This window comes from Cryobacterium sp. TMS1-20-1 (assembly GCF_004402355.1).
Lineage (GTDB): Bacteria > Actinomycetota > Actinomycetes > Actinomycetales > Microbacteriaceae > Cryobacterium > Cryobacterium levicorallinum.
This window is the reverse complement of sequence record NZ_SOGF01000026.1, coordinates 43,527-69,361: the sequence shown is the minus strand read 5'-3', so window position 1 is coordinate 69,361 and position 25,835 is coordinate 43,527. Positions and strand designations below refer to the sequence as shown.

The window sequence follows — 25,835 nt, the reverse complement described above, 5'->3', positions numbered from 1 at the left end:
GCCGTGAGCGGTGTGACACGGCCATGCCCTACGCGCCCCAGCTCGTATTCACTCCAAGAGACGCGAGACGGACCAAGAGCTCGGCTATTCGGGCATCCTGTTTCTGCAACGAATCGCGCAGATAGTCCTCCCAGCGGAGATTCCTATCGGTGAATTCCTCACCGTCAGACTGGGTGCGCAAGTCTTCGATCTGCTGTCGTGTCTTGCTTCTCTCGGCGTATTGCTCGTCGAGTGCCTGGAAGCCGTTGATTACGGCACGCGTATGCTCCTCCGCCGACAGTAGGCTGTCACGCGAGGTTGACCCTGGATCCCGTGACGACATCCACTCCACCGCTTCGATAACTGGGATGTTTCCCTGCGGTTGTTCCACTGCAGGCCCTCGCATCGGCAGTCCGCTTTCACTCATGGGCTCGTGGATATCGAACAGGAGCGCAGCAGGCGAGACGCCCAGGCCGATGGACAGCCCGATCAGCTGTGAGACGGTCAGTTCCTTCTTGCGGCCCGTTTCGATGTTGGCAATGACGGGCCGAGAGAATCCCTTGCCTGATCGGGTGGCTAGTTCCTCCGCGCTTTGCCCGTTCATCTGCCGATATCGCGCAACGCGCTTTCCTATAGTGGGGCCGTCAAACGTTGTCATTTCATCACAGTATCGCATAATCGTGTGATGCCCTAGCAAATCGTAGCGCTGCGTATGCTAGCGTTGTGATCAGCACAGATAACCCATATATCGTGATGATTTGACACATAAGGAGTGATCGTGAACAAGTATCTTTCCCCCGAGCAGGTATGCCAGCTCATCCCCGGCGTGACCAAGGGCTCCCTCGCGCAGATGCGTTTCAACGGCATCGGCCCGCGATACCGGAAGCCCCTGCCGAAGACCGTCGTGTACCTCGAGTCGGAAGTTATTGCGTGGCTCGAAGGCAGCGCCCGATTCGGCACGGCACTCGGTGCAGCGTGACTCAGCACGAAAAAGCCCCCGACGCATTGCAGTGCGACGAGGGCAGTAACCGATTTTCGAACCGCAAAGTAAGGAACCAGTCCGTGAATTCTACCGCTACGACCACCGGAACGGCAAAGGGTTTGACCACCGAGACCGACCAGCGCGCGATCGACGAGGCCGAGGCTCAGGCGTGGTTCGACGCCCGCCCGAACATCGAGCACGAAAAAGTTTCGAGCGTCGTTCGCGGCAACCGCGAGCCCGTTTGGACGATCATCTTCGACCGCTTCTTCGAGATGCACAAGATCGCACAGGAGACGCGCGCAGAGCTGCGCAGGAATGCGACGGTCGCGACCGCTGCCGGCTTCGTTGTCCAGCCCGACAGCTTGCTAATGAAGAGTCTCGCGAATGGTGATGGCGCGAACGACATCGAACGCGGGCGCTTCATGATCTCTACGGGTGTGAGCCTGGCTGCTGTCGCTCGTCGGGTCGTGGTGGAGCACGAGAGCGGGAACGTCGCGTTCCGAGCGGCTGACGCCTTCCAGCTTGCCGGTGACGGTGTTCGCGAGCGCGACACCGAGCCCGCGGGGGGCCTGTAAGTCGATGACCGTATCAACCCAGAGGAGGCCGCGCTAGTGGCTCGCGAGCACGCAGCGATCAGGCTGGACATGTGGAGTGATGACGACTGGCGCGCCCTGAGCGTCCCTGCGCAATATCTCTACATGCACCTGCTGTCGGCTCCGAACCTCTCTTATGCCGGTGTGGCCGACTGGCGGCCGGCGCGGATCGCGGGGCACTCGGCGGGCACGACTGTTGCCGACGTCGTCAAGGCCGCCGACGAGCTCGCAGGCGCCCTGTTCGTGATCCGTGATGAAGAGACTGAGGAGATCCTCGTTCGATCGTTCCTCAAGCACGATGGCCTGCTGCAGAAGCCGAACGTAGCGAAGGCAATGGTGTCGGCGTTCGCCAAGACGGTGTCGCCCGTGCTGCGCGGCGTGATCGTGCACGAGCTCGTCAAGCTGTACGCCAGTCACCCGGAGTGGAAGGCGTTCGACGTCGACAGCGTGCAAGCTCTGCTGACCAGGACGGCGATCGATCCGGTGGGTCTGACCTATCCGAGCAGCACCGCGAAGGGTTCAGGGAAGGGTTCAGCGAAGGGTTCCGTAAAGGGTTCCGAAGTTGATGCCTCACTCCTTACTCCTAACTCCTTACTCCTAACTCCTGACTCCACACACCTCTCAACGTCATCGAACGATGTTCGCGACGATGTCCAGTACCTCTGTGACTTGCTCGTTGATCTGATCGTGGGAAACGGCTCGAAGCGGCCGATGATCACCGAGGGATGGAAGACCTCGGCTCGGCTGATGCTCGTGAACGATGGTCGAGAGTTGGGCGCAGCGGAGTACATCATGCGCTGGTGCCAGGAAGACGACTTCTGGCTGAAGAACATCCTGTCGATGCCGACGTTCAGGAAGCGTTACGACCAGCTGCGCCTGGCCGCGGATGTCCCGACCGACTACGACGGGAACTTCCAGCCTCAGGAGTCGGTACCTGCCCAGCTGTCGCTCGCTGCCGAGCCCATCGCGACGTGGGACCCGATCTACTACGACGAGGACGACGACAATGTCCCCTTCTAGCACCCTTGAACGCTGCAGCAACCACGACGCCGGAGACGCGTTCCAGACTCGCTGCGTCGACTGCGATAGTTCCGTCGCGGGCGGCGACGCAATCGACCGCCAGGAGACTGCGCGCCTCGGCGCCGTCATCGGTCGGACCGGGTACATCCCGGGAAGTGAGTGCGACCTCCACCCGAACTACCCACTTCTTTCGAGGAATCCGCTTCTCTGCGACAGCTGCGAACGCGACCTCGCCGGGATCGGACTCGACGACCGGGGAGCAGCCTCAGTCGCCACAGCAACACTCAGCAACCATGCCGAGGTGCTCGACACCTTGGCCCAAGAGATTCCCAACACGAAGGAGAAATAACCATGGTCAGAAGAGACATCCTCGGACGGGGCGCAGCGAAAGACCTTGGGCTCCGCGTGAAGCACAGCGCCGTCGCCACCCCGCTCGCGTCCACCTCCGTGAGCAATGGCCGCACCAGGTTTATCGGGCTGGAGTCGCTGATCGTCATCGGCTCGCAGCTAGTGTCCGGCCTGTTGAGCATCTCCGGCAGTCTCGAAGGTGTCGGGGCGATCATCTGGCGAGGGTCCATCAAGGTCCTCGGTCTCGGAACGTTGGATGTGGGCGGGCCGGCCACCTTCTCAGCGACACTGGACGTGACCGCCGAGACTCGACTGAGAGGGGCGACCACCCTCGAGAACGACCTAAACGTCACGGCAGGCGGCAAGATCCTGGTCGCCGGATCATCCCCGGTCACAGTCGGCGTCACCGGCAACGGCTTCCCGGGCATTGAAACGTCGGCGGGCAGGCTCACGGGCGGTAGCAACCAGCTCGCGATGACGAACGCTGCGGGCTCTGCTGCAGTCGCCGTGCAGTCTGACCGGGCGCTGGTGGCCTACGGCACAAACGGCACGCAGGTCCTGCCAACAGGCACGTACCGCACCGGCCCGCAGTTCATTCAGAACATCGCGCAGACCACGAGCAAAGCTCCGAACGTTTACATCGATCCGGTGACAGGGCAGCTCATGCGCTCCACCGGTACAGCTGTCTAACCACCCACCAACTCGGGCTGGCCGCCACCGCGCCAGCCCGTACCCAACCGCTGGCACCCGTCGGCACAACCCAAGGAGACACCATGGCCGGAATCCGCGCCGCTGTCACGTTCACCAACAACCTCGACGGCATGGTCACAAACATCCTGCTGGGCGCGATCAAGGGGCAGAACCTCGCTGGCGAACGGCTGCTCGCGCTGTCGGCTGCAGAAGTCCCTGAGGCGGTTGGAACTCTCGCCGAAAAAGGGACAGTCGTCCACGCTGAGAATCTCGGTGATGAAACGCTCGTTGTTTATGACGAGGTGTACGCAGCTCGGTGGCATGAGGACGGCGAACTCGTCGACAACCTCGGTCGTCACTACCTCGGCAACGCGAACTTTCAGGGTGGCCGCAAGTCGCATTACCTGTCCGACCCGGCCTTGCAGAACAAGGACGAACTCCTTGCCAAGGTCGCCACCGAGGCGAAGCGCGGCCTCTGACTTTCACAATGACCCCCATGACCACCCCGTTCCATCAAGCAGAATCGAGTAACACCATGACCGAATCAACATTCACCCCCGAAGAAGAACTCGCCGCGCTCGAGCAGGCCGCCATGGACGGCGAGGCCGTGACGCCCACGCAGATGGCGGAGGCCCGCGAGAAGATCAGTCTGTTCAAGCTCGCCGCGAAGGGCGTCACCATGCGCCTCGAGCAGAAGCGCAAGAAGGACGCCCTCGCACTGCAGGCTAAGACGAAGGTCGACGTCGGCCTGATGTTCACCGCGGGGGACTACGTCGACCCGCTCGTGGCTTATGACGAGGCCGTGGCCGCATTGAGCCGTCTCGCCGACGTCGTCAAGCGCAACAACACGCTAATCGCGGAAGCCTCCCGCGCCCTCTCCCTTGGCGGCGTAACCCGGTTCGCGAACTGGGCCGCAATGCCTGAGGACATTGACCGTGCGAACTTCGCGTCGGTCGGCCAGGGTGATGACGTCGCCTACGTGACTCTCGGAGGTGTCGCGTACACCAGCGAGAACGCCTCCCTGTGGGTGCGAGCGGCTGTGCAGGACGTGGCGCAGCAGCACGGGGGGCTCAGTCTTCCGCAAAGCTCCGACCTCGCCGAGCTGGTTCGGGGTAGCCGCCCCGGTGCCCTCAAGAACCACGCTCACTAGCCGTGGCTGTCCAGATGTCGCCTGAGGAGCGCGCAGCCGACGTGCAGGCCAAGAGTGGGCGTGCACGAGAGCGAGCGGCCGACCGCGCAGCAACGACCGACGCCGACCGTGCCGCCGCCTACGACCTCGAGCAGTCGATCGACGCTCTCCGGCTCAAGTACCGCCGCCAGTAGTCTCCCCATGAACCGCCGTCGTGTCCCATCCCTGACCGCACTGCAGGGCGCGGGGGATGCGACGGCCGCGGGTGCCGGCTCCTGGTCGGCACCCGCACCACACAGCTCACGACCACACCAGAATTTGGAGCACGACATGATCGACGACATCTTCAAACGTTCGAAGCGCGAGACACGGCAGGCTGCACTCGCGGCCACGAGTGAACTGTACAAATGGCGCACACAGGAACTCGCGAAGATTGCCGACCTCGGACTTGAAGGCCATGCACTCGAAGCAGCGAAACATGGACTCAACGCAGAGATGGCCAAGCGTCACAAGGCCGGGGAGAGTCGCGCGAAGTCACAGAACACAGTCGCCAAGCTCATCGAGAGGGAGATCCTCGAAGACAAGGATCGAGCACGTGCAGCGCGCGCGGAGTAGCTGGCCGGCGCACGACAACGCCGAGGGATGGGAGACGCTGGCGAACCTAGCCCTGCAGCTGGAGTCCCAGCAGATCGACCTCGACGAAAGCCTTCGGTGGGCGGCAACGGTCAAACTCTTGGTCGAACGCAACCTGCCGTACACCGAGTACACGGCGGCGCGTATGGCTGCCCTCACGAACCGCCTGAGACAGCGAAAACTCGACCAGACCAACCTCCGCTACAAATACGGATTCAAGCCCCGCAGCGAGCGACTCGTGCGCAAAGACATCATGATCCAATATGCGATATCAGCAGCCCCGGACGGTGCCGGCGAACTGTGGATAACTAGCTGGCACAGGAATGCCGCTCGTGCAATAATAGTTTCATAAGTGGATTGGGCATACCCGATCGGCGCTGGGCCCTCGGACTACCGAGGGCCTTTCGCTTTTCACGGATAGACCTTCAAGCCCCAGCCGTTAATTACCCCCTGGGGCGACTTTCGCATCTTCGGCTCGATGATGTCCCATGCTCGATTCTGCTGTGCCGGCCGGAAGATCTTGAGCCCGATTGGGCGCGCGACCATGTCTGCGAGCTGCAGCCCCGAGCTATTGGATTTCTTGCTGACACACAGAAATTCCAGCGTCTCGGGCATGCCGACCATCTTGGTATCGTCCATGATCCGCCGGAACTCAAGCTCCAGTTCGGCATCTTCTTTTCGGCCTCGGCTTTCGAAGATGACATGAGTCCGCCGTCCTCGCTGCTGCCGTTCCTGCAGGTGCATGAAGACCCGTTCAAGCCCATATCGGAGTGCCACATGGTAGGGATTGGTACCATTCCCGCGGCGTGCACGGAACGGGACTTTGTCGATTGCGCTGCCGACCACCGTGAAACTCGAGTCACGCATGATGTCATTCAGGCGGGTGAAGAACGGCTCTCGAACGGTAGCGTCGCGAAGAATATGGAACGGGGGGACGCTCTTGCGCATCTCAGTCTCGTGCAGGATGACCATGTCGTGGCCGAAGAAATCGAACTTGAACTGTTCCACGGCCGGAACGATCCTGTCCACGTAATCACTGACTTTGAACACGCAGAAGGCAAGGACGAACACCGGATACTCGGGGTTGATGTTGTCCAGGCTGTGGTCGCCGCTCTCGTCAACATAGATCACGTAGTCGCTGAAGGTGGGCATGAACCGAGCCTAACGAGTGTTGCCGACCGTCAGATCGGCGACGCCGGCCCTGCGACCACGGGTGCCCAGAGTGACGCACACGCGTACGCCTCGCCCGCGGGCGCGTAGGCGTGACCGGTCGCACTCGATCCTCAGCGGTATTGCCCCTTGTGATGCCGGTTGACGTTGTAGATGGCGTACGAGAGGCGCTTCTCGGTTCGTGTCATTTGGCCGTTTGGTCTCTGCGTTCTGGTGAGCGCGAGATAGGCCTGAAGGAGTTCGTCTTCACGGTCGACGCGCACGGCCCACTGGTCGATCTGTCGTGCTTGAGTGGCCACGGAGGCGGCTCCGGTGTTCTCGAAGTAGAGCCTGTATTCACGCGCGATTTTGGACACGACCCCTGTCGAGATACCGAACTCGCGGGCGATCTGGTTGCGGCCGGCGCCCATGCCTATGCGGCCGGCGATGCGGCGACGCATGTCGATGGGGATGGGAACGGGCTTGGGCATGGGTGCTCCTGATCGGAATACGACACGTGTACGCGTCGTCTGACGATCTCACGTGAAATAGACCTTGGCAATAGGTGATCATTCTGCAAGCAATAGTTCTGGTCCTACGCGGAGACACGGGGCACCTCTAAATTGATCGCAGTCTATGACCGCCGTGATGCGTAGGCCATACTCCCGGGTCACAGTGAGGCCGTCAGCGCACATTCAGGGCGCGAGCGCACGCGTGCTGGCCGCCAACGCCGCACAAGCCGCTCACGACCCCGCTGAGGCTCTGCTATAGGTGGTCGATTCGCAAGGACGCCTTGCATCCCTCGCAGGCCGAGCGCAGCGGAGTGTCTGAATTCTCCCCGTCATGCCAAATTTAAAGTACTTTTGCTGGCGTGAGCGGCGATGAGGGGTCTACCAAGGGCAATGAGGCTTTCCAGGAGGTGACGCCTGCACCTGTTAGCCCGGCGGTCAGAGTGGCCACCCGCGAGGAGTGCATCAAGGCGGCCGCGGTCTCCTTGGCGAACTGCTACCGGGTCCTCTATACGTATCCGATCGAAGAAGCAGCGCGGCGCGCAGTGCGCCCTGGTGGGCCGACGTATGAGGAATTGTTGGTGCGTATCGCCGCAAAGCGTGTAGCGCGCCTCCGCCCCGCCGACAGGTAGACATACACTCGGCACCGCCCGTCGTGGTGGGCGCTGCGTTGTGCGTCGTCGATTCAGCGGCCAGCCCCAGCGATAAGCTCGGGGCAACAACCACCAGGGGGACACCATGACCGAACAGGCACCATTCTTCGAGACTGCACCGCCGGCGGTGAAGGTCAAGGCGAACCCTTACGCGACGGCTCTCCTCGCGATCGGTGGCGGCGGTCTCGCGCTCGCGCTGGTATTCCTTGTCGGTGGGCAGAGTCAAGGCCTCGACGGTCTCGGGATGATCGCGTTCGCCGGCGTCCTGTTCCCCGTTGGCGCGGGCGGAATGTTGCTCTGGCTTCTGCTCGAGGGCCTGCGCTGGCGGCCGGTCCGATAGTTCGCTTCGGCAACTGTGACTTCCTCTCCACTGGGAGAGGTGCGGAGAGTTCTGCGGGGGGCGCGAACCATCCGGGGATCTGAGCGCCTCCCAATGAAGGAGATCCATGAGCTTGTTCACGAAATACATAGATGCGGTCGCCGCATTCGAGCGGGGCAAGATCGACGCGGTCACCCTCCGGGTTGCACCACCCGCAAAGTCGGTCGATGAGCTCGCTGCTGAGGCGGAGTCGTTGTTCAACATGCTCGTAGATGGCAGACTGCAGCGTCAGGCAGCAGCTACGCAAGCGGCGACCGTGGCTGCAGCGACACAGGCGTCCACCGCCGCCCAGAACCAGGCTCTGCGCGGGATGCTGTAGCCGGTTCTAGGGACAGCTGAACGACAAAGCCCCGACCGTCTCGCGAGACGGTCGGGGCTTTGTGGTATTCGAGGGTTTGGCGTTGCGCTGACGGTCAGTAATCGCGTCCCCGAAAGGGGGAGGGGTGCTGCTCGCAGCCTGATCTACGCTCACCCTACGACGCTCGATGATGGCTTCCCACCCATGCCAGATGGCCCGCTCCCTGTTGACGATCCGGATGTCGTCGCCGGAATAGAGCGGTTCAGGCTGCTCCGCGAGCAGGAAGCCAGCGTGATCCCATTCCCCGGCTGGTGACCTGGCCTGTCGACGACAGAGGAGCCTCGCCCTCGTGAGAGGGACGGGGCTTCGTTGTGCTGTCATGGGTTCGGTCGGAACCGCCGCCTCTAGGGGCTTCTCCGGCCCAAGCAGCTAGGCCGCGACTATGTCGAGGCCGGTTGTGGCTGCTCGTCCAGCCTGTCCAACCGGTCTGCCAGGCTACGGAGCCATGCGGGGAAAGCCTCGAAGATGTCGGCCTCGCGGCGGTAGTCGGCCGCGGTCTGCAGGTCGCCGTTGCCCATGTAGTCGATGCTGCCAATAGGCGGGCGGCCATCGGAGTACACCGACAGCTCGGCTTGGACCGTGTCTTCATCGAAGCCCTCTGCGACGAAGACCTCGTGACGCCAATTCGTACGGACGTCGTGAGGGTCATGGTACCGACGGGTGCAGTCGGCGAACTCGCACGGGGTGTTCCAGGCTGGATCAAGACGGGCGGTTATGTTGCTCACGGGGCTCCTCTTTTTGCGCGCTCAGGTGAGTGCGTCTCCGTCCACTGTGATCCGTTCCTTGGCGTGCTGCAAGGTCAGCGGCGCGCCGCGGGGGTACTCAGAAACGGGTTATCCCCAAGGGATGTCAGTCGAGCTGCCGCCATCCCATCTCTGTGGCGAACTGCACCGATATGCTGCAACGGTGCCCAGAGAATCCCGGTGATCAGTCCAGATCCGCCCCCCGATGTCCCCAGCGAAGAAGAGGCGAGGGCTCGGCAGGTGTGTCTCGACGATACCGCCCGAATTTTCTGGGCCGGCGTCCATGAAAGTCGCAAGCTGTCACCTCACGCGCAGGCCGTCGCCGCACATTATGCTGGTGGCCCATCGGTGGACGAGCTGGAGCGCAGAATCATCCAGATGCGGGCCGAAGAAGGCTTACCGGGTACTCACGCCTGAGTACCCGCCCCGTGATTGGTCGATAGGGCCAAATCATCACGCCCGTCGATTCCGTCCTGAAGGGTACGCCGATTTACGTACCCTTGCCCGCCGAGGGCGTCTCGAGCGTCGCCCTTCTAAGGGTCTCGGTAACGCCGACCCCCTTGGGTGATGTCGGTTCAACCGACCCCATGCCAAGGGACATGCAAAGTTCGCAGCCCCTGAAGGGTTACCACTTTGCGGAAACCCTTGCGGCGCCGAACCATTTACCCGACCCCGGGCACATGGTCGACACCTTCTTCGTGAGGTCACGAAAATGGTCCAGCGTCATGTTCGTGAGCTCGCGCAGATCCGAGCACCATTTTGTTGGAGTCGACAAAATGGTCCACTGACCATATTGGTGGCTTCGCCGAAATGGTCAGCAGATCAATTTAGGCGAGTCCCTAACAAGACCGGAACGACCCGCCAGGGGTACGCGCTGAGTGCGTACCCCTGTCATCCCGACGAGTTCGCGGAGCCGCGCAATCATCAAAGGGTGTCCATGCTGTGGACGCCCTTCGCACCCGTACGGTGTCGGCATGACGACTACACCACGCACGGGCGCGACGATGCTCGAGGCCGCACTCCGGCAGATCATTCGCGAGGAGGTCCTGGCCGTGCTCGCTGAGGTCGAGCCCGCGGCGACGGCCACCCCGGGGCCGCAGGTGCGCACGTACACCGGTCCGAGGTCGCTCACGCCGGCCGAGGTCGCAGAGAAGACTGGCCTCGCTACCCAGACGCTCGCGAACTGGCGTGGCCTCGGCGAGGGCCCGGCCTTCTACAAGGTCGGCCGCCTAGTGCGTTACGACCAGGTCATGCTCGACGTCTGGATGGCCGAGCGCAGGAGCGGCCCCACACCAAAACCCCACACAAACCACACAACCCCCCACAATTCAAACGGCCCCCGGGAATCGTAGAGGCCTCAAAACCCTTGATATTTCGGGGGTGTTTTTCATTATCCGTGTCATAGCAAGGCCGCTAGGCGAGTTCGAATCCCGCTGGGGTCACAATTGCCCGGCTTCCTTCTCTTGAAGGGGCCGGGCGTTTCTGTTTAACCGGTGCTATTTGGTACGAAGACGCCACAGCGAGGTGACCTCGCTCTGGCGCACGGCGTGCAGCGGGTCGCTCGTGTCGGTCGCCCGGGAGTGCACGGCGGCCGCTTCGAGCGCACCGATCACCCGCAGGCCGGCGGTGTCGATCACGGTCATGAGGTCAGCGCGAGTGCGCAGCCCGACCAGTTCGGCAAAGTCGGAGAGCACCAGCCAGACCTCACCGTTCGGCTCCAGATGGTCGATCACGCCGGCCAGGAAGCCCTTGAGCATGCGCGAGCCGGGGTCGTAGACGGCAGCGTCGAGCAGGGAATGCGCGGTCGCCGGAATCCACGGCGGGTTGCAGACGATCAGATCGGCACGCCCCTCGGGAAACAGGTCGGTCAGCTGCACCTCGATGCGCCCGGAGAGCCCCAGGCGGGACACCGTTTCTCGAGCGGATGCCACGGCGCGCGGTTCGAGATCGGTCGCGATCACCCGTGGTACGCCCCGCGTCGCCAGCACCGCCGCGAGCACTCCGGTGCCGGTGCCGATGTCGAAGGCCACCCGCGGCGCGGCCAGCGGAGCCGTCGCCACGAGATCGACGTATTCGCTGCGCACCGGAAAGAAGGTGCCGTAGTGCGGGTGGATCGAGGCGTTCAGCGCGGCGACGCGAATGCCCTTGGTGCGCCACTGGTGTGCACCGATCGTGCCGAGCACCTCGTGCAGCGACACAACGGATGCCTCCGCGATGCTCCCATAGGCATCCACTGTGGCGGCGACCACGTCGGGTGCCCGGCGCAGTCCGATGATGTTGCCGCTCTCCAGCGGAACCAGCAGCAGGCTGAGAATGCGCGCCCGGTGCGACCGGTTCTGCCGGTAGCGGTAGAACAGTTCGGCGGTGGTGCGCGGGGTTTTGTCGGGGCGGGGCCGGGTGCGGTGTTCCAGAGCGGTCAGAATCTGGCGGGCGTTCTGAAAATCGCCGGTCCAGAGCAGGGCGACACCCTGTGAGGCCAGCCGGTAGGCGGCATCCGCTGTGATGGTGTCGTCAACCGGCACGACACGTTTCGGGGCCGGGGCGCCGTTGGCTGATCGCCAGAGTGCGGAGGCCGACACTCCGTTTTCGGACCAGTCGAGATACTCGCGTGGGGGGCCAGCGGCCGTCATCGAACCCGGTCCATAGTCATAAGGTCCAACTATAGGTGGCGCCGCGGCGACCGGGGTCGAGTGCTGGGCGCGACCAGCGCACTGTTAGAATTCTGCAAGCGAAGGGGAGTATCCCTCTGGGCCCGATCGGGCCCTATGTCGCGATCGTCAATACGGGCCGCACTGGCGGGGCCCCGGTCGCGGTGGTATCGATGGGCTCCCAACGGATGCTTTCGGTGCGGGAGAGACTTTCGGGTTCTGTAACACCTGACTCCCGTCATTTCTTGAAAGGCCCCCGTGGAACTCGCTCTCCCTCTCTGGTTCGAAGCCGGATCCCTCGTCGTTCTGACCCTGATTTTGGTCGCCGACCTGCTCATCGTCTACAAGCGCCCGCACGTTCCGAGCATGCGAGAGGCCGGCCTGTGGGTTGGTTTCTATGTGGGACTCGCGCTGATCTTCGCGCTCCTGATGCTGGTGCTGGGCGACGCCGAACACGCCGGCCAATTCCTGGCCGGCTGGCTTACCGAGTACAGCCTGTCGATCGACAACCTGTTCGTCTTCGTGATCATCATGGCCCGGTTCTCGGTGCCGAGAAAGTACCAGCAGGAAGTGCTGATGGTGGGCATTATCATCGCCCTCGTGCTGCGTGGAATCTTCATTCTGCTCGGTGCCCAGCTGATCGAGAGTTACGCCTGGATCTTCTACATCTTCGGCGCGTTCCTGTTCTACACCGCGGTGAAGCAGGCGTTCTCGTCGGAGGAAGAAACCGAAGAGAAAGAAAACGGCGTCATCCGTTTGCTCCGTCGGCGCATTAGCATGTCCTCGGAATTCGACGGTTCCAAGGTGCGCACGCTGATCGACGGCAAGAAGGTCTTCACCCCGATGCTGATCGTGTTCATCGCGATCGGTACGACCGACCTCATCTTCGCGCTCGACTCCATTCCGGCGATCTTCGGCATCACCCAAAGCCCGTTCATCGTCTTCACGGCCAATCTCTTCGCCCTGATGGGCCTGCGGCAGCTGTACTTTTTGCTCGGCGGACTGCTCGAACGCCTCGAATACCTCAAGTACGGTATCGCCGTCATCCTCGGCTTCATCGGCGTCAAGCTCGTGCTGCACGCGATGCACACCAACGAGGTGTTCTTCATCAACGGCGGCGACCCCATGTTGTGGGCACCCGAGATCGACACCTGGACTTCGCTCGGCGTGATCATCGGTAGCATGGCCGTGGCAACGATAGCGAGCCTGATCAAGGCCCGTCACGATGCCCTCAAGCGTGGGCACACGCTCGCCGAAGAGATTTCGGTCAACGCTGGGGAATGATTGAACGAGGCCAGGTGGCGGCGAACGGAGGATTCATGACTCTGAATCAACAGAGCACCATCGAATTTTCCAGCAGCACCGCCCGTCTCGTGTTCAGCGTGCGCAGCGAGGTGGGCAACGTACGCAAGGTCAATGAAGACAGCGTTCTCGCGCAGTCTCCGGTCTTTCTGGTGGCCGACGGCATGGGCGGACACGCCCAGGGTGACGTCGCCAGTCAGACCGTGCTGGGCGTGTTTGACGAGCACATCGCCCGCGACCTGCCGTCCACCCCGGAGCGCATTCTGGATGCCATCCACTCGTCGAACGATGCCGTGCGTGATCTCAGCGCTGAAGGCGACTCGGGCACCGCTGTGTCGGGAACGACCCTGGCCGGGATCGCGCTGGTCGATGCCGGCGACGAGGTCGGTTATCACTGGATGGCCTTCAACGTCGGGGATTCCCGGGTTTACACCTGGTCCGATGGCGTTTTGACCCAGTTGTCGATCGACCACTCCGCAGTGCAGGAGATGGTCGATGCCGGCCTGATTTCTCGAGCGGATGCCGAGAAGCACCCGGAACGCAATGTCATCACTCGGGCCATCGGCGCCGACGAATTCGTCGACGCGGATGTCTGGCTGCTGCCCGCTTCGGGGGAGCAAGCGTTCCTGATCTGCTCCGACGGGCTGACCAAGGAACTCGACGACGTGACGATTGCGCGGTTGCTGGCCACGGACATCCACTCGGCTGTTGACGGGCGCAGCAGGGCCGAGATTCTCGTCGATGCTGCGATCGAACACGGTGGACGTGACAACGTGAGCGTCGTCTTTGTGGAGTCGACGGTCAGCTGAGCAGCGCGAACCGGGCCTGCGGGGGAGGTGTTACCCTGAATCCGTGGTGCTGAACCGACTTCTTATCTGCCGCGACGAGTCCCTGTACTGAGGCCTCCCTCGTCGCGGCGTTCGGCGTGGCTGCCATCGATTCGTGAGGAAGACGCTCAAAATGACCAACGTAATACCCACTTCGACCATGAGTTCCGACGTCGGCCTGCGCACGCTCGCTGAGAAGGTCTGGGACAAGCACCTCGTCACCAAGGGTGAAGACGGCACCCCCGACCTGATCTACATCGACCTGCACCTGCTGCACGAGGTGACCAGCCCGCAGGCCTTCGACGGACTGCGCCTGGCCAACCGGCCGCTGCGCCGGCCGGATCTGACCATCGCGACTGAAGACCACAACACGCCGACCCTCGCGATCGACAAGCCCATCGCCGACCCGACCAGCCGCACCCAGATCGAGACGCTGCGCCGAAACTGCGCCGAATACGGGGTACGGCTGCACTCGCTCGGTGACATCGAGCAGGGCATCGTGCACGTCGTCGGCCCGCAGCTCGGCCTGACCCAGCCCGGCATCACCGTGGTTTGCGGCGATTCGCACACCTCCACCCACGGAGCCTTTGGAGCGATGGCGCTCGGCATCGGCACGAGCGAGGTCGAGCACGTCATGGCGACCCAGACGCTGCCGCTGAACCCGTTCAAGACCATGGCGATCACCGTCAACGGCGCACTGCGCACCGGGGTCACCGCGAAGGACATCATCCTCGCCGTGATCGCCAGGATCGGCACCGGCGGCGGAGCCGGCTACGTGCTCGAATACCGTGGCGAGGCCATTCGCGCTCTCTCCATGGATGGCCGCATGACCATCTGTAACATGTCGATCGAGGCCGGCGCCCGCGCCGGCATGGTCGCGCCAGACCAGGTCACCTATGACTACCTCAAGGGTCGCGCCCACGCACCGCGCGGCGCCGACTGGGACGCGGCCGTCGCGTACTGGCAGACCCTGGCCACCGACGAGGGTGCCAGCTTCGACGCCGAGGTCATCATCGACGCCAACGAGCTCGAACCCTTCGTGACCTGGGGCACCAACCCCGGCCAGGGCGTCTCGCTGAGCGGATCGGTGCCGAACCCCGCCGAAATCGTCGACGCCAATGAGCGCTCGGCGGCCGAGCGGGCCCTGGAATACATGGACCTGACGGCCGGAACGCTGATGAAGCAGATTCGGGTCGATACCGTCTTCCTCGGCTCCTGCACCAACAGCCGGATCGAAGACCTGCGGGCCGCCGCCGAGGTCATCAAGGGCAAGACCAAGGCGGAGGGACTGCGCATGATGGTCGTTCCTGGCTCGGCCCGGGTACGCATCGAGGCCGAAGCCGAGGGGCTTGATCAGATCTTCCTCGATTTCGGCGCCGAATGGCGTTTCGCTGGCTGCTCGATGTGCCTCGGCATGAACCCCGATCAGCTCGAACCTGGCGAACGCTGCGCGTCGACCAGTAACCGCAACTTTGAAGGACGACAGGGCAAGGGCGGGCGTACCCACCTGGTGTCGCCGCTCGTCGCGGCCGCCACGGCCATTCGCGGCACGCTCTCAAGCCCGTGGGACCTCGTTCAGGATGGAGACTAAGTAACATGCAGAAATTCACCACCGTCACCGGCATCGCGGTTCCGCTGCGCCGATCCAACGTGGACACTGACCAGATCATCCCGGCCGTGCACCTCAAGCGTGTCACGCGCACCGGCTTCGAAGACGCCCTGTTTGCAGCCTGGCGCCTCGACCCCGAATTCGTGATCAATAAGAAGGAGTACCAGGGCGGTCGGATACTCATCGCCGGCGCCGACTTCGGCATCGGTTCCTCGCGGGAGCACGCCGTCTGGGCGCTGCGCGATTACGGCTTCGACGTAGTCCTCAGCCCCCGCTTCGGCGACATCTTTCGCGGCAACTCGGGCAAGCAGGGCTTGCTCGCCGGCCAGATCAGCGAAGCGGATGCTGAAACCCTGTGGAACCTGGTCGAGTGCGATCCGGGCGTGGAGTTGACCGTGGATCTGGTCAGTAAAACCGCGCGTGTCGGCGATCTGACGGTGAATTTTGAAATCGATGATTACACTAGATGGCGGCTGCTCGAAGGTCTGGATGACATCGGGCTGACCCTGCGTGACGAAGCGCGAATCAGTGAATTTGAAACCAAACGCGAATCCTGGTTGCCCCGCACCCTTCCCGCCCTTTCCCCCGAATCTTCCAGAATTAATTTGATGTAATTTGCATTTGCACTAATTTGCACCAGGACAGGTAACTTGTGAGCACTCTGCGCGAAACAGATCGTAGCGAAACCGACGAGGCGAAGAAGTTGAACGACGCTCGAAACCACGACGACGCGAATGAGCGGGGGAGCGCTGCGAACCACGGAGCATCTGTCGGCCTGACCGCTGACAAGATCACCATTCGAGGAGGAATTCCCCTGGTCGGCCGCATCGAGGTGAAGGGGGCGAAGAACCTCGTCACCAAGGCCATGGTCGCCGCCCTCCTCGGTGAGACCCCGAGCGTGCTCAAGGACGTTCCGAATATCAGCGATGTTCGGATCGTTCGCGGGCTGCTCGAGGTGCACGGCGTCAAGGTCACCGAGGGCGACGCACCCGGAACCCTGGTCCTCGACCCGGTTGACGTGGAGAGCGCGCACTTCGCCGCGATCGACGCCCATGCCGGTTCCTCGCGCATCCCGATCCTGTTCTGCGGCCCGCTGCTGCATCGCCTCGGTGAAGCGTTCATCCCCGATCTCGGCGGCTGCCGCATCGGCGACCGCCCGATCGACTTTCACCTCGAGGTGCTGCGTAAGTTCGGTGCCGTCGTCGAGAAGCAGCCCAACGGCATCCGCATGTCGGCGCCGAACGGACTCAAGGGCGCCAAGCTCGAACTGCCCTACCCGAGCGTCGGAGCCACCGAGCAGGTGCTGCTCACCGCGGTGCGGGCCGACGGCATCACCGAGCTCAAGGGCGCGGCGATCGAGCCCGAGATCATGGATCTCATCAACATTCTGCAAAAGATGGGCGCCATCATCACGGTCGACACCGACCGGGTGATTCGCATCGAGGGCGTCGAACGCCTGCTCGGCTACAACCACCGCGCGCTGTTCGACCGCAACGAGGCCGCCAGCTGGGCTGCAGCGGCCCTCGCCACCGACGGAGACATCTTCGTCGGCGGCGCGCGTCAGCCCGAAATGATCACTTTCCTCAACGTGTTCCGCAAGGTCGGCGGCGCTTTCGATATCTGTGACGACGGCATCCGTTTCTATCACCCCGGCGGCGATTTGAAGCCCGTCATTATTGAAACGGATGTCCACCCCGGCTTCATGACGGACTGGCAGCAGCCGCTTGTCATCGCGCTGACCAAGGCTCACGGCACGTCGATCGTGCATGAAACCGTGTACGAGCAGCGCTTCGGCTTCGTCGACGCCCTCGTCGAAATGGGCGCGACCATTCAGATTCACAAGGAATGCCTCGGCGGCCATCCGTGCCGGTTCGGTCAGCGCAATTTCAACCATTCCGCCGTCATCACCGGCCCGACCAAGCTGCACGGCGCCGATATCGTCGTACCCGACCTGCGCGGCGGCTTCAGCCACCTGATCGCGGCGCTCTCGGCCGACGGCACGTCCACGGTCAGCAACGTGGGAATCATCAGCCGAGGTTACGAAAACTTCATCGGCAAGCTGCGGCTTTTGGGGGCGGACTTCGATCTCGAAGGATAATAGGCGCGTGCCTGAAAATAACGACGTGCCCGCAACTCCCGAGTCGACTACCAAAATTCGTTCGGAGAAGAGCCGCCCTTCGGCATTCTGGATTCTCGCCGGGTTGATTCTGCCGGTGATGAACCTCGCCGCCCGCTACGAGATTCTCGATGCCCACAAGTTTCCGCGGAGCGGCGCGTTCGTGTTTTCGCCGAACCACTACAGCGAGATCGACCCCGTGGTCATGGGGGTCGTGGCCTGGAAGCTGGGGCGGCTGCCTCGGTTTCTGGCGAAGGCATCCGTTTTCAAGATCCCGGTCATCGGCTGGGTGCTGACCAAGTCGGGGCAGATTCCGGTGCAGCGCGGCGGATCGGTGCGCGGGAGTGAGCCGGTCAAGGCTGCCCAGCGTCTGGTCGATAAGGGCCAGATTGTCGTGGTGTACCCGGAAGGGTCACTCACCCGTGACCCCGACCTGTGGCCGATGCGCGGCAAGACCGGCGCCGTGCGCATCGCGCTGGAACAGGGGATTCCGATCGTGCCGGCCGCGCACTGGGGCACGCAGCACCTGATGGAACGGTATTCCAAGAAGGTGCACCTGTTTCCGCGCAAGACCATCACAGTGAAGATCGGCGACCCGATCGACCTCGCGCAGTTTCGGGGACGCAGCCTCGACACGGCGACGCTCAACGAGGCGACCGCCGTCGTGATGCTCGCCATCACTGCGTTGCTGGAAGACTTGCGCGGCGAGAAAGCCCCGGTCAAACGATGGAATCCGGCGGAGCACAACCAGAAAGAGACCGGTCGTTTTGAAGCCTAGAACCCCCCAGCTGCCGAAGAGTCAACCAGGCACCCGGGTGGCCGTGCTCGGCGCGGGCAGTTGGGGAACGACCTTCGCCAAAATTCTGACGGATAGCGGTGCCGATGTCGTTCTGTGGGCTCGCCGCCCCGAGTTGGCCCGGGAAATCTCCGAAGCGCGCCGCAACAGCGACTACCTGCCCGGGGTAAACCTGCCCGTCGGGTTGCGCGCCACGAGCCGGCTCGAGCTGGCGCTGGCCGGAGCGGAAATGGTGTTCGTCTCGGTGCCCAGCCAGTCGCTGCGCGAAAACCTGAAGCAGGTTGAACCGTATTTGGCCGAGAACGCGATCATCATCTCGCTGATGAAGGGTGTCGAACGCGCAACCGGCATGCGCATGAGTTCGGTGATCGAAGAGGTGCTCCGCATCGACCCCGATCGCATCGCGGCGATCAGTGGTCCGAACCTCGCGCTGGAAATCGCCAAGGAACAGCCGACCGGCGCGGTCGTCTCCTCGGCGAGCCTGGAAACGGCGCAGGCCGTGGCCAAACTGGCGACCAACCGCTACTTCCGCTCCTACGTCAACACCGACGTCATCGGCACCGAGTTCGGCGGCGTGCTGAAAAACCTCATCGCGGTCGCCATCGGCATCGTCGACGGCGTCGGCTACGGCGAGAACACCAAGGCCTCGATCATCACGCGTGGTCTGGTCGAAATGACCGACTTTGCGGTCGCCTACGGCGCTCAGCCCGAGACTCTGGCCGGACTGGCCGGCCTCGGTGACCTCATAGCCACGTGTCAGTCGCCGCTGTCGCGCAACAACACAGCGGGCCGGCTGCTCGGCCAGGGGTACAGCATTAACGACGTCGTCAAGCAGATGCAGCAGACCACCGAAGGCCTCGCCTCGGTCAAGCCGATTCTGGCACTCGCACGCGCCAAGGGCGTCGAGATGCCCATCGTCGAACAGGTACGTCAGGTACTCGACGGCACGCTCAATCCCCGCGACATTGCGCCGCACCTCACAACTGACTCCGGCGAACCGCAGGGCGAAAGGACACTTGACGATGGACAAGCTCACGGTGGTGCTTCTCTTTGGGGGGCGTTCCAGCGAACACTCGATCAGCTGCGCCACGGCGGGCGGGGTGCTGGCAGCCCTCGACCCTGATGCGTACACCGTCATCCCTGTCGGAATCACCCGGGACGGTGCCTTTGTGCTCGAAGAAAACGACCCCGCCAAGTTTGCCCTCAACGCCTCAGCACTGCCGGTCGTTGCGGACAACGGCACCCGCGTGCGGTGGCCGGAGAGCGCGTCCAGCCGGGAATTGACCGTCGTCGACGCGTCCGGTGAGCGAACGCTTGGCCCGGTCGACCTTATATTCCCGATTTTGCATGGACCGTTCGGTGAGGACGGCACCATCCAGGGCATGCTCGATCTGCTCGGCCTGCCCTACGTCGGGTCGGGAGTTCTCGCATCCGCTTTGGGCATGGACAAACACTTCGCCAAGACCGTTTTTCAACAGGCTGCCCTGCCCGTTGCGCCGTGGCGCACCATCAAAGCGGATGAGTGGGTAACGGCTCCCGGTTTGGCCTATGCGGCCCTGGAACAGCTCGGCCTGCCCGCGTTTGTGAAGCCGGCGCGGGCCGGATCGAGCGTCGGCGTCAGCCGGGTGTCGACCCCGGACCAACTGGCCGAGGCCATGACGGTCGGGCTCGCCGAAGACAACAAGGTGCTGATTGAATCCGGGCTGGTCGGCCGGGAGCTCGAGATTGCGGTGCTGCAGGGGCGCCCGGGGGAGCCGACCCGCACCTCCATGGCCGGTGAAGTAGTGGTGACCGGCCGGGACTTCTACGATTTCGCCGCGAAGTATCTCGACGCGCCCGGCGTCGACCTGGTCTGCCCGGCGCCGCTGGCACCCGAGGAACTGGCCGAGGTGCAGCGGCTGGCCATTGCCGCGTTCGAGGCGATCGGCGGTGCCGGCCTGGCCCGCGTGGACTTCTTTCTCACCGCGACCGGCTGGGTGATCAACGAGATCAATACCATGCCCGGGTTCACGAGCATCTCGATGTTCCCGAGCTGCTGGCTGGCCAGCGGCTACACCTATCCCAAGCTGATCGACGAACTCATCGCTGTGGCCATAGCCCACGCCCGCCACGGCTCCTGACCTATTGCTGATCGAGGCGCGATGAAGGAGCGATCGACCTAGGGTGCGCTCGTGGCTCCATCAGTCGGGAGATCCAGATCTTCCGCGCCGACACACGCTCCAGTCGCCGGCACGTATCCGACCGCGTTGGACACGTCGATGAGCGTCGTCGACCCGCTCACCCGCTCAGAGTCGATCACGATTTCGATGGCCGGATCGCGACCATACGTCGTGTAGCGGTAGGTCGGGGCGTCGGAGTCGTCTTCGATCCAATCGATGCCGTTGATGTTCAGGCACGGCAGCGTCGTGGGTTCCGGCACCGTAACGCCACAGTGCAGCAGCACCGCGGCCGGGTCACCCCAGGCGCCGGTCGCCTGCGCATTCGTTTCGCGGGCCGCCTCATCGGCGACGCTGGATGGCAGGTGCACGATGACGTCGGCACAGGCCACGTTGGTGGCGTCGGGGGCCGGCGTCAACGGCACGACAGTGGCGCAACCGGCCAGCAGCAGCGAGCTCGCGAGCACGCTGAAGACGGCGACGGAACGTACAGGAACTGAGCGCAGGAGCAGGAATGGGTGAGACATCGCATTAAGGCTACCGTTTCTTACATGACGACTTCTGCGGATGCCCCGCGTCCCGCCCCTGCGACGCCATCCCGACTGGCCTCGGCAGCGCCAGTTTCAGCCTCGCAATGGCCCAAAATTTCCGTGCCGGAGTCGGCTGCGTCTGCAGCGGTCAACCCGTCGCGGGGGCCCGAGCCGATGGCATCCGCTTCGGAAACGCTCGCCGATCTCAGCGAAGGCGCCGTGCTCGCACGAATCTTTCCCCGGCTGCCGACCGCGGCAGCCGAACTGCTCGGCCCCGGCGACGACGCGGCGGTCATCTCGGCGCCCGACGGACGATTCGTCGTCACCACCGACATGATGATTCAGGGTCCCGACTTTCGCCTGGCCTGGTCGACACCGCACGACCTCGGTTGGAAAGCTGCAGCGACCAATCTTTCCGATGTTGCCGCCATGGGCGCTCGCCCGACCGCCCTGGTCGTTGCGATCGCGGCTCCGCCATCGACACCGGTGTCGGTGCTCGAGGGCATCGCTGACGGGCTGCGAGACTGCTGCGAGGCGCTCGCCCCCGGCTGTGGGGTGGTCGGCGGCGACCTGTCGGCGTCCGACGCGCTGACCCTCGCTGTGACGGCGTTCGGCGACCTCGAAGGGCGCGCGCCCGTCGTGCGCTCGGGCGCGCGCCCCGGCGACACCGTGGCGCTCTCCGGGCGGCTTGGCGACGCCGGCATTGGCCTCGAGCTGCTGTTCCGCCTCGGCGTCGACGACGACGGAGTGCCCAACCTCGCTCGCGCCAATGCGCTCAAGCTCACGCACCCGGCCGAGGTCGCCGCCCAGCTGACTCCCGTGCCGCCCATTACGAGCGGTCCGGTCGCTGCCGTGGCTGGCGCCACCGCCATGCTCGATGTCTCTGACGGCCTCGCCATCGACGCCGGACGCATCGCCCGGGCCAGTGGTGTGGCCATCGACTTCGATTCCGCCTGCCTCGGCGATCGCATCGAGGTCGCTCTCGGCGGCGGCGAAGACCACGGATTGCTGGCTACCTTCGGGCCAGACACGGCACTGCCGCGCGGTTTTCGCCGCCTCGGAATCGTCACCGCGGCCTCCGTTGCACTCCCGGCCGGCTCGATCACCGTCGACGGGGCGCCGCACGACCAGGGTGGCTGGGACCCTTATCGCGGCTGGGACGGTTCCGCCGGCTAGAGCGACTGTGACGGCGCCCGGTACGAGAATCGTGCTGGCCGTCGCTCGAACTACGGCGCAGGCTGCTCGACGGGCGACGCGTACCAGACGGTCGTATCGCCATAGTCCTTGCGGCGTTCAAGCTTGAGTCCCGTACCCCATTCCGGCTCGGGCGAGCGTGAGCTGCGCTCGAGTACCACGAGCGCGTCGTCGGCCAACAACGGGGCGAGCGCGCTCAAATTGTGGCCCAGCTCAATCTCACTGAGGTCATACGGAGGGTCGATGAATACGACGTCGAAGCCCTCTTTCGTAGCGGCTAAGAACGACTGGACCGCCTGCGAGGAGACCGCAATCTTCAGGTCGGTGCCCTTCGGGGCAGACCGCTGTACGGCCTCGCCGTTTTTGCGACACATGGCCGCCGCGCCGTAGCTGTTCTCGACCAGCGTCACTACGCGCGCTCCGCGACTGGCAGCCTCGAGGCCCAGGGCGCCCGACCCAGCGTACAAATCCAGCACACGCATGCCGTCGACGGCGTCCCGCGAGTCGAGGGCCGAGAAAATAGCTTCCCGTACGCGATCACTCGTGGGCCGGGTGCCCGACTTGGGAACGGCCAGGGTCAAAGAGCCGGCAAACCCGGAAATAATTCGCGTCATAACCCTCCCGAGCCTAGCCGCAGCCGCTCCCGGGTGGCCGCACACGACGCAATGTCGGAGGCCCGGTTTACCATGGATCCATGACCGGTTCGAGTGCTGCCCATGGCCCCGAATTCGATGGTGCTTCTCTGCCGGCGCCCGAGCTCGAACCGCTCACCCTCGACACCACCCTCAAGATCGCCCTCGGCCCGGCCAGGGCAACCGCGCTGCGCAAGGCCTTCGCCATGGAGACCGTCGGTGACCTGCTGAGCCATTACCCGCGCGACTACGCCGACCGCGAGGTGCTCCGGCCCCTGAATCAGGTCACGCCCGGAGCCAACATCACCGTCATCGCCGATATCGTTTCGGTTCGAGAACGTCGCATGTCGTCGAAGCCGGGCACGATCGTTGAGGTGGTAATTTCTGACGGCGGGGGCGAGTTCACCCTCACTTTTTTCGGTAAGAAGAGCCAACAGTGGCGGCTTGACCAATTGCGTCCCGGTCTGCGTGGCAGTTTCTCGGGCAAGGTGGGTAGGTATCAGGGCCAGAGCCAGCTGGCGAACCCGGCGTACAAGACCTTTGAGAGTGAAGAAGAAGAGGCCCGTGACGATCCGTCCGTTCGGCTGAGGCGCAAGCCGCTCATTCCGATCTACGCGGCAACGGCCTCGGAGACCAGCTGGAGTCTGCAGACCATGATCGATCTTGTCCTGCGGCGCATGGACACTTTGCCGGACCCTGTTCCCGACGATCTGCGGGCCGAACACGGCCTGCTGACCCACACCGAGGCCATCCGCTGGATCCACAGCCCCGACAATCCGGCCGAATGGATGGCCGCCCAAAACACCCTTCGGTTCACCGAGGCCTGGGTGCTGCAGTGCGCCCTGATGCAGCGGCACAGCCTGGCCAGGGAGCGTCGCACCCGCCCGCGGGTACCAACGCCGGGTGGGTACCTCGAACGTTTTGACGCCGCGCTGCCGTTCGTGCTCACGGTCGACCAAGAGATCTGCGCGGTCGAGATCGCAGGCGACATGTCCCAGTCCGGCCCGATGAACCGCCTGCTGCAGGGCGAGGTCGGTTCGGGCAAGACCGTGGTCGCGCTTCGGGCAATGCTCGCCGTGGCCGACAGCGGTGGCCAAACGGCTCTGTTGGCCCCGACCGAGGTGCTGGCCGGGCAACATCTGCGGTCGATTACGACCCTGCTCGGCCCCGATCTCGCGGCCGAACTCATGCCGACCCTGCTCACCGGCAAACTTCCAGTCGCGCAGAAGCGCAAGGCCCTGTTGCGCACAGTGTCCGGCCAGTCCCGCATCGTGATCGGCACCCACGCGCTACTCAGCGACACCGTGACGTTTTTCGACCTTGGGCTGATCGTGATTGACGAACAGCACCGATTCGGCGTCGAGCAGCGGGAAACCCTGCGGTTGAAGGGCGCCGAGCCACCGCACGTTCTCGTCATGACGGCCACTCCGATTCCCCGCACCATTGCCATGACGGTGTTCGGCGACCTCGACGTGAGTACCATCCGCATTTTGCCGGCCGGGCGCCAGGGCATCACGAGCATCGTCGTGCCGCTGGCCGATCACCCAGACTGGTTCCAGCGCATCTGGACCAAGCTCGCCGAAGAGCTCGCTCTAGGGCGACAGGGATTCGTGGTCTGCCCGGCAATTTCGCCCGCCGAGGTTGAAGAAGACGCCGAACTGGCACCCGCGTCTGAGGACGACAAGAAGACTCCGCTCGCCAACGTTGAGACCGTGCACGAGAGGCTGCGTGGATTCGCGCCCCTGGCCGGGTACCGCATCGAGGCCCTGCACGGGCGCATGACGAGCGAGGAAAAGGATCGCATCATGCAATCCTTTGCCGCCGGTGAGATCGACGTTCTCGTCGCGACGACCGTCATCGAGGTGGGCGTTGACGTGCCCAACGCTTCGGCCATGGTCGTGCTCGACGCTGAACGCTTCGGCGTCTCCCAACTGCACCAGCTGCGCGGTCGGGTCGGACGTGGCGGTGTGCCCGGGCTGTGCCTGTTGGTCACCAACTCCCGCACCGGCTCGCCCTCCCGCCAGCGCATCGGTGATGTCGCCGCGACCCTCGACGGTTTTCGACTCGCCGAACTCGATTTGGCGCTCCGCCGGGAAGGTAATGTGCTCGGCGATATGCAATCCGGCGAGGGAACGTCCCTGCGTTTTCTTCGGGTGGCCGAGGACGGCGACCTGATTGCCGAGGCGCGACAAGCCGCCTTCCATCTCGTTTCGGGGGATCCGGGCATCCGCACCTACCCGGCCCTGCGCGAGGCGATTGCCCGTCGACTGAACGAATCCGAGCGCACCTGGCTCGTGAAAGGCTGAATATGCCCACTAGAAGCGCACGACCAGGCAGCGCACCGTCAGTCTCTGGCAGTAGGGTGTGAGCATGCGCAGGATCGCCGTTGTCCCTGGATCATTTGACCCCGTCACACTGGGCCACTTGGACGTGATCAATCGCGCGGCCGGCCTGTTTGACGAGCTGCATGTGCTTGTGGTGCACAACCCCGACAAATCGGCCCTGTTGCCGATCAGTCAGCGCGTGTCGCTGCTGGAACAGGCCATCAAAGAAGCCGGACTCCCCACCAACATCGTGGTCGCCAGCTGGAGTATGGGCTTGCTCGTCGACTACTGCATGGATGTCGGTGCCAGCGTGCTGGTGAAAGGCATCCGCTCTCAGGTGGACGTGGCTTATGAGACGCCGATGGCGATTGTCAATCGCAACCTGGCCGCCGTGGAGACGGTCTTCCTCTTGCCGGATCCGGCCAACGCCCACGTCTCCAGCTCGCTGGTCCGTCAGGTGGCCGGCCTCGGCGGCGACGTCTCGCCGTATGTGCCGCGGGCCGTGGCACAGTATCTGGAGCGGTCGCGGGTATGAA

The 25,835-nt window shown here is 63.8% G+C and carries 31 protein-coding genes; 24 read left to right on the top strand and 7 right to left on the bottom strand.

The features are described 5' to 3' along the window. Positions 1 to 28 precede the first annotated feature (28 nt). Entirely contained in the window at positions 29 to 637 is a 609-nt protein-coding gene (locus tag E3O45_RS05985; protein WP_166789412.1) for a helix-turn-helix domain-containing protein, read from the bottom strand. Positions 638 to 757: 120 nt separating this feature from the next. Here E3O45_RS05985 and E3O45_RS05980 point away from each other — a divergent pair, with 120 nt between their 5' ends. The 10 genes from E3O45_RS05980 to E3O45_RS05940 all read left to right on the top strand — a co-directional run bounded on the left by E3O45_RS05980 (position 758) and on the right by E3O45_RS05940 (position 5,726). Further along, the gene (locus E3O45_RS05980; protein ID WP_134442526.1) at positions 758 to 958 is read left to right on the top strand and encodes an AlpA family transcriptional regulator; all 201 of its coding nucleotides are present in this window, start codon (positions 758 to 760) and stop codon (positions 956 to 958) included. Positions 959 to 1,080: 122 nt separating this feature from the next. After that, positions 1,081 to 1,536: a hypothetical protein gene (locus E3O45_RS05975; protein ID WP_134442524.1), complete on the top strand. Its 456-nt coding sequence runs from the start codon at positions 1,081 to 1,083 to the stop codon at positions 1,534 to 1,536. Positions 1,537 to 1,572: 36 nt separating this feature from the next. Then, entirely contained in the window at positions 1,573 to 2,574 is a 1,002-nt protein-coding gene (locus tag E3O45_RS05970) for a hypothetical protein (RefSeq protein WP_134442522.1), read from the top strand. Beyond that, positions 2,561 to 2,923, top strand: a complete 363-nt coding sequence (locus E3O45_RS05965) for a hypothetical protein (RefSeq protein ID WP_134442520.1) — start codon at positions 2,561 to 2,563, stop codon at positions 2,921 to 2,923. The genes E3O45_RS05970 and E3O45_RS05965 overlap by 14 nt, the downstream gene beginning before the upstream one ends. A gap of 2 nt (positions 2,924 to 2,925) precedes the next feature. Continuing rightward, entirely contained in the window at positions 2,926 to 3,612 is a 687-nt protein-coding gene (locus E3O45_RS05960) for a hypothetical protein (protein ID WP_134442518.1), read from the top strand. Positions 3,613 to 3,695: 83 nt separating this feature from the next. After that, complete coding sequence (locus E3O45_RS05955) at positions 3,696 to 4,091, top strand: hypothetical protein (RefSeq protein ID WP_134442516.1); 396 nt, start codon at positions 3,696 to 3,698, stop codon at positions 4,089 to 4,091. Positions 4,092 to 4,147: 56 nt separating this feature from the next. Beyond that, positions 4,148 to 4,762 (top strand): hypothetical protein, encoded by a 615-nt coding sequence (locus E3O45_RS05950; RefSeq protein ID WP_134442514.1) that lies wholly within the window; start codon positions 4,148 to 4,150, stop codon positions 4,760 to 4,762. A 14-nt stretch (positions 4,763 to 4,776) separates the two neighbouring features. Continuing rightward, on the top strand, positions 4,777 to 4,935 hold the full coding sequence (locus tag E3O45_RS17485) for a hypothetical protein (RefSeq protein WP_166789411.1): 159 nt from the start codon (positions 4,777 to 4,779) through the stop codon (positions 4,933 to 4,935). A 136-nt stretch (positions 4,936 to 5,071) separates the two neighbouring features. Next, positions 5,072 to 5,356 carry a hypothetical protein gene (locus E3O45_RS05945; RefSeq protein ID WP_134442512.1) on the top strand — a complete coding sequence of 95 codons (285 nt, stop codon included), beginning with the start codon at positions 5,072 to 5,074 and terminating at the stop codon, positions 5,354 to 5,356. Then, entirely contained in the window at positions 5,337 to 5,726 is a 390-nt protein-coding gene (locus tag E3O45_RS05940; protein WP_134442511.1) for a hypothetical protein, read from the top strand. Before E3O45_RS05945 ends, E3O45_RS05940 begins: the two co-directional genes overlap by 20 nt. Before the next feature lie 59 nt (positions 5,727 to 5,785). Here E3O45_RS05940 and E3O45_RS05935 read toward each other — a convergent pair whose 3' ends face one another. Together E3O45_RS05935 and E3O45_RS05930 are read right to left on the bottom strand one after the other, a co-directional pair. Beyond that, a complete protein-coding gene (locus tag E3O45_RS05935; protein WP_134442509.1) occupies positions 5,786 to 6,526 on the bottom strand; it encodes a DUF3800 domain-containing protein in 741 nt (246 codons plus the stop codon). A gap of 131 nt (positions 6,527 to 6,657) precedes the next feature. Then, a complete protein-coding gene (locus tag E3O45_RS05930) occupies positions 6,658 to 7,014 on the bottom strand; it encodes a hypothetical protein (protein ID WP_134442507.1) in 357 nt (118 codons plus the stop codon). 756 nt (positions 7,015 to 7,770) lie between these two features. Here E3O45_RS05930 and E3O45_RS05925 point away from each other — a divergent pair. Together E3O45_RS05925 and E3O45_RS05920 are read left to right on the top strand one after the other, a co-directional pair. Next, entirely contained in the window at positions 7,771 to 8,025 is a 255-nt protein-coding gene (locus tag E3O45_RS05925; RefSeq protein ID WP_134442505.1) for a hypothetical protein, read from the top strand. A gap of 106 nt (positions 8,026 to 8,131) precedes the next feature. Beyond that, on the top strand, positions 8,132 to 8,383 hold the full coding sequence (locus tag E3O45_RS05920; protein ID WP_134442503.1) for a hypothetical protein: 252 nt from the start codon (positions 8,132 to 8,134) through the stop codon (positions 8,381 to 8,383). Between the two features lie 419 nt (positions 8,384 to 8,802). Here E3O45_RS05920 and E3O45_RS05915 read toward each other — a convergent pair whose 3' ends face one another. Then, positions 8,803 to 9,147: a hypothetical protein gene (locus E3O45_RS05915; RefSeq protein WP_134442502.1), complete on the bottom strand. Its 345-nt coding sequence runs from the start codon at positions 9,145 to 9,147 to the stop codon at positions 8,803 to 8,805. A gap of 992 nt (positions 9,148 to 10,139) precedes the next feature. Between E3O45_RS05915 and E3O45_RS17675 the strand changes: the two genes are divergently transcribed. Then, entirely contained in the window at positions 10,140 to 10,517 is a 378-nt protein-coding gene (locus tag E3O45_RS17675; RefSeq protein WP_174843057.1) for an AlpA family transcriptional regulator, read from the top strand. 144 nt (positions 10,518 to 10,661) lie between these two features. Here E3O45_RS17675 and E3O45_RS05905 read toward each other — a convergent pair whose 3' ends face one another. Then, positions 10,662 to 11,795, bottom strand: a complete 1,134-nt coding sequence (locus tag E3O45_RS05905; protein WP_134442500.1) for a class I SAM-dependent methyltransferase — start codon at positions 11,793 to 11,795, stop codon at positions 10,662 to 10,664. A gap of 276 nt (positions 11,796 to 12,071) precedes the next feature. Here E3O45_RS05905 and E3O45_RS05900 point away from each other — a divergent pair, with 276 nt between their 5' ends. From E3O45_RS05900 to E3O45_RS05865, 8 genes are all read left to right on the top strand, one after another. Continuing rightward, positions 12,072 to 13,097: a TerC/Alx family metal homeostasis membrane protein gene (locus E3O45_RS05900; RefSeq protein WP_092449257.1), complete on the top strand. Its 1,026-nt coding sequence runs from the start codon at positions 12,072 to 12,074 to the stop codon at positions 13,095 to 13,097. Between the two features lie 35 nt (positions 13,098 to 13,132). Further along, positions 13,133 to 13,924: a PP2C family serine/threonine-protein phosphatase gene (locus E3O45_RS05895; protein ID WP_134442498.1), complete on the top strand. Its 792-nt coding sequence runs from the start codon at positions 13,133 to 13,135 to the stop codon at positions 13,922 to 13,924. Between the two features lie 178 nt (positions 13,925 to 14,102). Further along, positions 14,103 to 15,533 (top strand): 3-isopropylmalate dehydratase large subunit, encoded by a 1,431-nt coding sequence (gene leuC / locus E3O45_RS05890; RefSeq protein WP_134442496.1) that lies wholly within the window; start codon positions 14,103 to 14,105, stop codon positions 15,531 to 15,533. 5 nt (positions 15,534 to 15,538) lie between these two features. After that, positions 15,539 to 16,165, top strand: a complete 627-nt coding sequence (gene leuD, locus E3O45_RS05885) for a 3-isopropylmalate dehydratase small subunit (protein ID WP_134442494.1) — start codon at positions 15,539 to 15,541, stop codon at positions 16,163 to 16,165. A gap of 161 nt (positions 16,166 to 16,326) precedes the next feature. Further along, the gene (murA, locus tag E3O45_RS05880; protein WP_241985248.1) at positions 16,327 to 17,649 is read left to right on the top strand and encodes a UDP-N-acetylglucosamine 1-carboxyvinyltransferase; all 1,323 of its coding nucleotides are present in this window, start codon (positions 16,327 to 16,329) and stop codon (positions 17,647 to 17,649) included. A 55-nt stretch (positions 17,650 to 17,704) separates the two neighbouring features. Further along, positions 17,705 to 18,445, top strand: coding sequence for a 1-acyl-sn-glycerol-3-phosphate acyltransferase (locus E3O45_RS05875; RefSeq protein ID WP_241985247.1), 741 nt, complete (start codon positions 17,705 to 17,707; stop codon positions 18,443 to 18,445). Continuing rightward, on the top strand, positions 18,435 to 19,586 hold the full coding sequence (locus E3O45_RS05870) for an NAD(P)H-dependent glycerol-3-phosphate dehydrogenase (protein ID WP_241978759.1): 1,152 nt from the start codon (positions 18,435 to 18,437) through the stop codon (positions 19,584 to 19,586). The genes E3O45_RS05875 and E3O45_RS05870 overlap by 11 nt, the downstream gene beginning before the upstream one ends. Next, a complete protein-coding gene (locus tag E3O45_RS05865; protein ID WP_134442490.1) occupies positions 19,486 to 20,583 on the top strand; it encodes a D-alanine--D-alanine ligase family protein in 1,098 nt (365 codons plus the stop codon). Before E3O45_RS05870 ends, E3O45_RS05865 begins: the two co-directional genes overlap by 101 nt. Positions 20,584 to 20,621: 38 nt before the next feature. Here E3O45_RS05865 and E3O45_RS05860 read toward each other — a convergent pair whose 3' ends face one another. After that, entirely contained in the window at positions 20,622 to 21,146 is a 525-nt protein-coding gene (locus E3O45_RS05860; RefSeq protein ID WP_134442488.1) for a DUF3515 family protein, read from the bottom strand. A gap of 177 nt (positions 21,147 to 21,323) precedes the next feature. On the opposite strand from E3O45_RS05860, the gene thiL reads away from it, so the two are divergent. Further along, positions 21,324 to 22,325 carry a thiamine-phosphate kinase gene (gene thiL / locus E3O45_RS05855; RefSeq protein ID WP_134442640.1) on the top strand — a complete coding sequence of 334 codons (1,002 nt, stop codon included), beginning with the start codon at positions 21,324 to 21,326 and terminating at the stop codon, positions 22,323 to 22,325. Positions 22,326 to 22,375: 50 nt separating this feature from the next. Here thiL and rsmD read toward each other — a convergent pair whose 3' ends face one another. After that, positions 22,376 to 22,957: a 16S rRNA (guanine(966)-N(2))-methyltransferase RsmD gene (gene rsmD, locus E3O45_RS05850; RefSeq protein WP_134442486.1), complete on the bottom strand. Its 582-nt coding sequence runs from the start codon at positions 22,955 to 22,957 to the stop codon at positions 22,376 to 22,378. An 80-nt stretch (positions 22,958 to 23,037) separates the two neighbouring features. Between rsmD and E3O45_RS05845 the strand changes: the two genes are divergently transcribed. Then, on the top strand, positions 23,038 to 25,281 hold the full coding sequence (locus E3O45_RS05845; protein WP_134442484.1) for an ATP-dependent DNA helicase RecG: 2,244 nt from the start codon (positions 23,038 to 23,040) through the stop codon (positions 25,279 to 25,281). A 64-nt stretch (positions 25,282 to 25,345) separates the two neighbouring features. Further along, the gene (coaD, locus tag E3O45_RS05840) at positions 25,346 to 25,834 is read left to right on the top strand and encodes a pantetheine-phosphate adenylyltransferase (RefSeq protein WP_092449249.1); all 489 of its coding nucleotides are present in this window, start codon (positions 25,346 to 25,348) and stop codon (positions 25,832 to 25,834) included. Position 25,835: the final 1 nt, after the last annotated feature.

Bases quoted from the DNA above. Each gene is read 5' to 3' on its own strand.
- E3O45_RS05985 (WP_166789412.1), bottom strand. From the start codon at position 637: ATGACAACGTTTGACGGCCCCACTATAGGAAAGCGCGTTGCGCGATAT.
- E3O45_RS05965 (WP_134442520.1), top strand. From the start codon at position 2,561: ATGTCCCCTTCTAGCACCCTTGAACGCTGCAGCAACCACGACGCCGGA.
- E3O45_RS05960 (WP_134442518.1), top strand. From the start codon at position 2,926: ATGGTCAGAAGAGACATCCTCGGACGGGGCGCAGCGAAAGACCTTGGG.
- E3O45_RS05955 (WP_134442516.1), top strand. From the start codon at position 3,696: ATGGCCGGAATCCGCGCCGCTGTCACGTTCACCAACAACCTCGACGGC.
- E3O45_RS05950 (WP_134442514.1), top strand. From the start codon at position 4,148: ATGACCGAATCAACATTCACCCCCGAAGAAGAACTCGCCGCGCTCGAG.
- E3O45_RS17485 (WP_166789411.1), top strand. From the start codon at position 4,777: ATGTCGCCTGAGGAGCGCGCAGCCGACGTGCAGGCCAAGAGTGGGCGT.
- E3O45_RS05945 (WP_134442512.1), top strand. From the start codon at position 5,072: ATGATCGACGACATCTTCAAACGTTCGAAGCGCGAGACACGGCAGGCT.
- E3O45_RS05935 (WP_134442509.1), bottom strand. From the start codon at position 6,526: ATGCCCACCTTCAGCGACTACGTGATCTATGTTGACGAGAGCGGCGAC.
- E3O45_RS05930 (WP_134442507.1), bottom strand. From the start codon at position 7,014: ATGCCCAAGCCCGTTCCCATCCCCATCGACATGCGTCGCCGCATCGCC.
- E3O45_RS05925 (WP_134442505.1), top strand. From the start codon at position 7,771: ATGACCGAACAGGCACCATTCTTCGAGACTGCACCGCCGGCGGTGAAG.
- E3O45_RS05920 (WP_134442503.1), top strand. From the start codon at position 8,132: ATGAGCTTGTTCACGAAATACATAGATGCGGTCGCCGCATTCGAGCGG.
- E3O45_RS17675 (WP_174843057.1), top strand. From the start codon at position 10,140: ATGACGACTACACCACGCACGGGCGCGACGATGCTCGAGGCCGCACTC.
- E3O45_RS05905 (WP_134442500.1), bottom strand. From the start codon at position 11,795: ATGACGGCCGCTGGCCCCCCACGCGAGTATCTCGACTGGTCCGAAAAC.
- E3O45_RS05895 (WP_134442498.1), top strand. From the start codon at position 13,133: ATGACTCTGAATCAACAGAGCACCATCGAATTTTCCAGCAGCACCGCC.
- leuC (WP_134442496.1), top strand. From the start codon at position 14,103: ATGAGTTCCGACGTCGGCCTGCGCACGCTCGCTGAGAAGGTCTGGGAC.
- leuD (WP_134442494.1), top strand. From the start codon at position 15,539: ATGCAGAAATTCACCACCGTCACCGGCATCGCGGTTCCGCTGCGCCGA.
- E3O45_RS05865 (WP_134442490.1), top strand. From the start codon at position 19,486: ATGGACAAGCTCACGGTGGTGCTTCTCTTTGGGGGGCGTTCCAGCGAA.
- E3O45_RS05860 (WP_134442488.1), bottom strand. From the start codon at position 21,146: ATGTCTCACCCATTCCTGCTCCTGCGCTCAGTTCCTGTACGTTCCGTC.
- thiL (WP_134442640.1), top strand. From the start codon at position 21,324: ATGGCATCCGCTTCGGAAACGCTCGCCGATCTCAGCGAAGGCGCCGTG.
- rsmD (WP_134442486.1), bottom strand. From the start codon at position 22,957: ATGACGCGAATTATTTCCGGGTTTGCCGGCTCTTTGACCCTGGCCGTT.
- E3O45_RS05845 (WP_134442484.1), top strand. From the start codon at position 23,038: ATGACCGGTTCGAGTGCTGCCCATGGCCCCGAATTCGATGGTGCTTCT.
- coaD (WP_092449249.1), top strand. From the start codon at position 25,346: ATGCGCAGGATCGCCGTTGTCCCTGGATCATTTGACCCCGTCACACTG.